This window comes from Chloroflexota bacterium (assembly GCA_011322445.1).
Lineage (GTDB): Bacteria > Chloroflexota > Anaerolineae > Anaerolineales > DRMV01 > DRMV01.
Genome location: DRMV01000034.1, coordinates 1 through 5,082, shown reverse-complemented (window position 1 = coordinate 5,082; position 5,082 = coordinate 1). Strand labels below are relative to the sequence as shown.

At 59.2% G+C, this 5,082-nt stretch carries 9 protein-coding genes and 1 tRNA gene; 1 reads left to right on the top strand and 9 read right to left on the bottom strand.

All coding sequences use genetic code 11. From position 1 onward, the window contains the following. Positions 1 to 289: 289 nt before the first annotated feature. Positions 290 to 772, top strand: coding sequence for a peptidylprolyl isomerase (locus tag ENJ54_07065; GenBank protein ID HFC09590.1), 483 nt, complete (start codon positions 290 to 292; stop codon positions 770 to 772). 86 nt (positions 773 to 858) lie between these two features. Here ENJ54_07065 and ENJ54_07060 read toward each other — a convergent pair whose 3' ends face one another. The 9 genes from ENJ54_07060 to tuf form a co-directional block, all read right to left on the bottom strand. Next, entirely contained in the window at positions 859 to 1,239 is a 381-nt protein-coding gene (locus ENJ54_07060; protein ID HFC09589.1) for a 50S ribosomal protein L7/L12, read from the bottom strand. Positions 1,240 to 1,291: 52 nt separating this feature from the next. Next, positions 1,292 to 1,831, bottom strand: coding sequence for a 50S ribosomal protein L10 (locus tag ENJ54_07055; protein ID HFC09588.1), 540 nt, complete (start codon positions 1,829 to 1,831; stop codon positions 1,292 to 1,294). Positions 1,832 to 2,020: 189 nt separating this feature from the next. Continuing rightward, positions 2,021 to 2,740 carry a 50S ribosomal protein L1 gene (locus tag ENJ54_07050; protein ID HFC09587.1) on the bottom strand — a complete coding sequence of 240 codons (720 nt, stop codon included), beginning with the start codon at positions 2,738 to 2,740 and terminating at the stop codon, positions 2,021 to 2,023. A 45-nt stretch (positions 2,741 to 2,785) separates the two neighbouring features. Then, on the bottom strand, positions 2,786 to 3,211 hold the full coding sequence (gene rplK / locus ENJ54_07045) for a 50S ribosomal protein L11 (protein ID HFC09586.1): 426 nt from the start codon (positions 3,209 to 3,211) through the stop codon (positions 2,786 to 2,788). A 66-nt stretch (positions 3,212 to 3,277) separates the two neighbouring features. Then, positions 3,278 to 3,946, bottom strand: a complete 669-nt coding sequence (gene nusG / locus ENJ54_07040) for a transcription termination/antitermination protein NusG (protein ID HFC09585.1) — start codon at positions 3,944 to 3,946, stop codon at positions 3,278 to 3,280. A 37-nt stretch (positions 3,947 to 3,983) separates the two neighbouring features. Further along, a complete protein-coding gene (secE, locus tag ENJ54_07035) occupies positions 3,984 to 4,205 on the bottom strand; it encodes a preprotein translocase subunit SecE (GenBank protein ID HFC09584.1) in 222 nt (73 codons plus the stop codon). A 191-nt stretch (positions 4,206 to 4,396) separates the two neighbouring features. Beyond that, positions 4,397 to 4,473, bottom strand: a tRNA-Trp gene (locus tag ENJ54_07030). 52 nt (positions 4,474 to 4,525) lie between these two features. Then, complete coding sequence (gene rpmG, locus ENJ54_07025) at positions 4,526 to 4,693, bottom strand: 50S ribosomal protein L33 (GenBank protein HFC09583.1); 168 nt, start codon at positions 4,691 to 4,693, stop codon at positions 4,526 to 4,528. Between the two features lie 9 nt (positions 4,694 to 4,702). Next, on the bottom strand, positions 4,703 to 5,082 hold a 380-nt coding region (tuf, locus tag ENJ54_07020), incomplete at its 5' end, for an elongation factor Tu (GenBank protein HFC09582.1).

Sequence of the window (5,082 nt, the reverse complement as noted above, 5' to 3'; positions counted from 1 at the left end):
GGCTCAAACGAGCCGGTGCTCGATGGACGCCATACGGGGCTGAAATGACCGCCAAAGCGCGAGCAGCCTGGTTGAGCGATGCTTGGTCTCCCACCACCGGCTGGCCCCTTGCTGCCTGATTCTACAACTTATGAGTGCTCCCGTCTCAAACCTGCCCCACACAATCGGGGTTTCTGTGTTAGAATGCGGGTGTATCCCAAGCACGCTGGCTTTGACTGCAACCCAACTGGTCGCCGACCCGCTGGGGGCAATGCAAGGCAAAGCGTCACATTTCCGGAAGGAGAAAGTTATGAGCGAACAAGAAAAACGCGTCGTCGGCGACAACGATGTCGTAAGCCTGGAATATACCCTCACCGTGGACGGTGAAGTGGTGGATTCCTCCGAAGGCCACGGCCCCATCGAGTTCATCCAGGGCAAGGGACACATCATCCCCGGCCTCGAGAAAGAGGTATACGGCATGGCCGTAGGCGAGAGCAAAGCGGTAAGCGTTTCGCCTGCCGAAGGCTATGGCGAGGAAGACCCCAACGCCTTCGTGGAAATCCCGAAGAGCGAATTCCCGCCCGAAATTCCCATTGAAGTTGGCACGCCCTTGCAATTGCGCGACCATCAGGGGCAGGTATTCGATGCGGTGATCGCGGAAGTCAAGGAAGACACCGCGGTGCTGAATTTCAACCACCCGTTGGCTGGCAAAACCTTGAATTTCCAAATCAAGGTCGTCGGCATTCGGGAAGCCACGCCGGAAGAGCTCGACCACGGCCACGTGCACCACTAACCATCGGCTTGCCTAACCGCAATAAAAAACGCCCCGGCTTCGACCGGGGCGCTTTTGCTTTCTTTCGGCCTTCAAAGGCAGCAGCCTTACGCCAGTTCCACCACGGCGCCGGCGGCTTCCAGTTCCTTCTTGGCCTCTTCCGCAGCCTCTTTGCTGACGGCTTCCAGAATCTTGGAGCCAGGCGTTTCGGCGACGGTCTTGGCCTCTTTCAGACCGAGGGAGGTCAGTTTGCGGATGGCCTTGATGACCTCGATCTTCTTGGGGCCAGTTTCCTTGAGGATGACGTCGAATTCGGTCTTTTCCTCTTTTTCTTCTTCAGCAGCAGCGCCGCCACCGGCCACCGCGGCCACGGCCACGGGCGCAGCAGCAGAAACGCCCCACTTTTCCTCAAGCATCTTGACCAGGTCAGCAGCCTCCATCACGCTCAGGCTGCTCAGTTCCTCGACCAGTTTTTCCAAATCAGCCATGATTTGTTGCCTCCTTCTGCAAAATTTTTAGGGTGAGTGAAATCGGGTGCGATCAGGCAGCCGTCGGGGCTTCCTTTTCGCTGTAGGCTTTGAGCACAGCAGCCACTCGGCGGCCGGGTTCGGCCAGCAAGCGAGCCAACTGGCTGGCAGGCGCCATGATGGTGCCCAGCAATTGCGCCCGCATGACGGGCAGCGGCGGCAGCGAAGCCAGTGCCTGCACCTGGGCGGCGGAGATCATCTCTTGCCCCAGGAAACCAACCTTGACCTCGACAAAATCGCTTTTCTTGGCAAAGTCGGTGATGGCTTTCGCCACAGCAGGCGGGTCTTCCAACGCAAAAGCAATGGCCGTGCTGCCGATCAGCGCCTCTTCCGGCACAGGATAGCCCGCACCTTCAAAAGCGCGTTTCAGCAAGGTGTTCTTTGCCACCATGAAACGGCCGCCAGCCTCGCGCACGGCGTTGCGCAGTTCTTCAATTTGGGCAACCGTGAGTCCCAGGTAGGTCGTCATGACCACGGCCTGGCTGTCGCTCAGCAACGCCTCATATTGCGCTATCAGTTCCTGTTTGCGTTCTCTGGTCAGTGCCAAACGCAGTTACCTCCTTTCGCTGAGGATGCCCCTCGCGGGGAAAACAAACGGTCTTTGCCTGCCGAAGCGAGGCAAAGACCGCGCAAAGCCCTCAAAGGGTTTGTCCGTCTCCACCTCGGCAGGGTATTAAGCCTGACAGCACCTGCTTTCTTCGGCGAAGTCCACCGTTGTTCACTTTTTAGAAAGCCAGAGAGGCTACTCCGGCGCCTCCATGGCCTGAGCAAGGGTCGGGTCAACCCGCACACCCGGGCCCATCGTGGGGGCCAACGCCACCCGCCGCATGTAAGTACCTTTGGCTGCAGCCGGGCGGGCTTTTTTGACCGCCTCGACGATGGAGGCCATATTATCATACAGCTGCTTTTCCGTAAAGGAAACTTTGCCAATCGGCACGTGCAGGTTGGCGCCTTTGTCGACCCGGAATTCTACACGGCCGGCCTTGGCTTCCTTGACCGCGCGCGGAATGTCTTCCGCCGGCACCAAAGTGCCTGCTTTCGGGTTCGGCATCAGGCCGCGCGGGCCCAACACACGCCCCAACCGGCCGATTTTCCCCATCATGTCGGGGGTGGCAATGGCCACGTCAAAGTCCGTCCAACCCTGCTGAATTTTCTGGATGAGTTCATCGTCTTCGGCCACGAAATCGGCCCCGGCCTCTTTCGCCAGACGAGCACCCTCGCCCTGGGCAAAAACCAGTACCCGCACCTGCTTGCCCAAACCATGCGGCAGCACCACGGTGCCGCGCACCTGCTGGTCGGCATGGCGAGGGTCAACGCCCAGACGCATGTGCAATTCCACCGTGGCGTCGAAGTTGGCGTAAGAAGTTTCCTTGACCAGTTTGATGGCTTCTTCGGGGGAATACAGCCGCTGACGGTCAATTTTCTTGGCGGCTTCCAGGTATTTCTTTCCACGCTTTGCCATGAGTTCCTCCTGGTGGTGCAAACGGGCTTGCGCCCTCCCACGGGGTTAGTCCACCACCTCAATGCCCATGTTGCGCGCCGTGCCTTCAATCATGCGCATGGCGGCCTCGATGTCATGGGCGTTGAGGTCTTTCATCTTGAGTTCCGCAATTTCGCGCACCTGGGCGCGGGTCACCTTGCCCACCTTCTCGCGATTGGGCACAGAAGAGCCTTTTTCAACACCTGCGGCCTTCTTGAGCAGCACAGAAGCAGGCGGGCTCTTCAACTTGAAGGTGAACGAACCATCGGTGTAAATGAAAATTTCTGCCGGAATTACCTCGCCCATCTTGTCGCGTGTGCGAGCGTTGTATTCCTTGCAGAAAGCCATCAGGTTGACACCATGCGGCGCCAGCGCCGGACCGATAGGCGGCGCGGGGTTGGCCTTACCGGCCTCGATTTGCAGTTTGACTACAACCTTGAGTTTCTTTGCCATCATTGACTCCTTATTGTGGTCTTAGCGGGCTTGTTTTGGGAAGCCCTCCCACACCTGACCGTGAGGTCAGGCCTTTTCCACTTGCAGGAAATCCAACTCCACGGGCGTTTCGCGCCCGAAGAAGCTGATGAGCACCCGGACTTTGCCGCGCTCCATGTCAATTTCCTCGACCGTACCCCGGAAATCGTGGAAGGGGCCTTCCACGATGCGCACCCGCTCGCCGGGACGGAAGGTGACTTTGACGCGGGGCGTTTCGGATTCCATACGCTTGAGAATTTGCGCCACCTCTTCCGGGCGTAGGGGGGTCGGCTCATCACCCATCCCCACAAAGCCCGTCACGCCGGGGGTATTCCGCACGACGTACCACGAATCCTCGCTCAAAATCATGTTCACGAGGATGTAGCCAGGAAAGATGCGGCGCTCGACGGTGCGGCGCTTGCCGTCTTTGACTTCGACCTCTTCTTCCGTGGGGACGATAACGTCAAAGATTTTGTCTTTCATCCCCATCGATTCAATGCGCTGTTCCAGGTTGTGGCGCACCTTGTTCTCATAGCCGGAATAGCAATGCACGACGTACCAGGCGCGGCCGTCGTCGGCTTCCGCTTTGGGGCTTTCACCTTCAGTTTCGGTTTCCGCCGCCACAGGCTGCACCTCGGCTTCGGCCACTTCCTCTGCGGAAGGCACTTCAGCGGCTTCGCCCTCTTCCGGCTGGGGCACCACGCGTTCTTCTTCCATTCCCATCACAACCTCGTCGTCCCCGTTGCAGGCGGGGTTAGCCTAAAATCAGCGCAAACAATTTGGTGAAAAGCCAGTCGAAGAAGCCCAAAAAGGCCGCCATGAACACGGTCACCACAGTCACCACCACGGTGAGCCGCCAGGCTTCCTCTCGGGTCGGCCAGGTGACCTTTTTCAGTTCGCCGCGCGTTTCGCGGAAGAAACGCTCGATCGCGTTGGGCTGCTTGCGAGCAGGCTTGCGGGCAGTAGCTTTGCGCACCGGCGTTTTAGGTGCAGCGGCGGGAGCACCTGCTGCACCGGCACCGGGTTGCGCCGCCTGCCGACGGGCAGCCGCTTCCTTGCGCTGTTTGCGGGTTTGCGTCTTTTTCTTCGCCACAGGCGACTCCTTCAGGGAAGCATCACAACACCTACTTACGGATAAAACGCCGCCTTGACAGCGGCGTCATCCGAAGGCAGGCCAGGAGGGACTCGAACCCCCAACCGCCGGTTTTGGAGACCGGTGCTCTTCCAAATTGAGCTACTGGCCTACGAACGTGGGAGGGACAGGGGGAACGCCCCCCCCACGGATTATACCACGGCTCAGCGCGTTTCGCGGTGCAAGGTGTGCCGGCGGCAGCGGGGGCAGTACTTCCGCAACTCCAGCCGCGCCGGGTCGTTGCGCCGGTTCTTTTCCGTCGTATAGTTACGCTCCTTGCACTCTGTGCAGGCCAGCGTAATCACAATGCGCACACCTTTTTTCTTAGCCATACCACACCTTTAGTCCAGAATCTCGGTGACCACGCCAGCGCCCACCGTCAAACCACCTTCGCGAATGGCGAACTTGCTGCCCTGCTCCAACGCTACCGGCTTCAGCAATTCCACCACCATGTTCACATTGTCGCCAGGCATCACCATCTCTACCCCTTCCGGCAACTGTATCGTCCCCGTCACATCCGTCGTCCGAATGTAGAACTGCGGCCGGTACCCGTTGAAGAACGGCTTGTGCCGCCCACCTTCGTCTTTCTTCAACACATACACTTCCGCCTTGAATTTCTTGTGCGGCGTGATGCTCTTCGGCGCTGCCACCACCATCCCCCGCTCCACTTCGTCGCGGCCAATACCGCGCAGCAGCAGCCCCACATTGTCCCCGGCGATGC

Coding starts and splice junctions, on each gene's coding strand:
- ENJ54_07065 (HFC09590.1), top strand. CDS start 290: ATGAGCGAACAAGAAAAACGCGTCGTCGGCGACAACGATGTCGTAAGC.
- ENJ54_07060 (HFC09589.1), bottom strand. CDS start 1,239: ATGGCTGATTTGGAAAAACTGGTCGAGGAACTGAGCAGCCTGAGCGTG.
- ENJ54_07050 (HFC09587.1), bottom strand. CDS start 2,740: ATGGCAAAGCGTGGAAAGAAATACCTGGAAGCCGCCAAGAAAATTGAC.
- rplK (HFC09586.1), bottom strand. CDS start 3,211: ATGGCAAAGAAACTCAAGGTTGTAGTCAAACTGCAAATCGAGGCCGGT.
- nusG (HFC09585.1), bottom strand. CDS start 3,946: ATGGAAGAAGAACGCGTGGTGCCCCAGCCGGAAGAGGGCGAAGCCGCT.
- rpmG (HFC09583.1), bottom strand. CDS start 4,693: ATGGCTAAGAAAAAAGGTGTGCGCATTGTGATTACGCTGGCCTGCACA.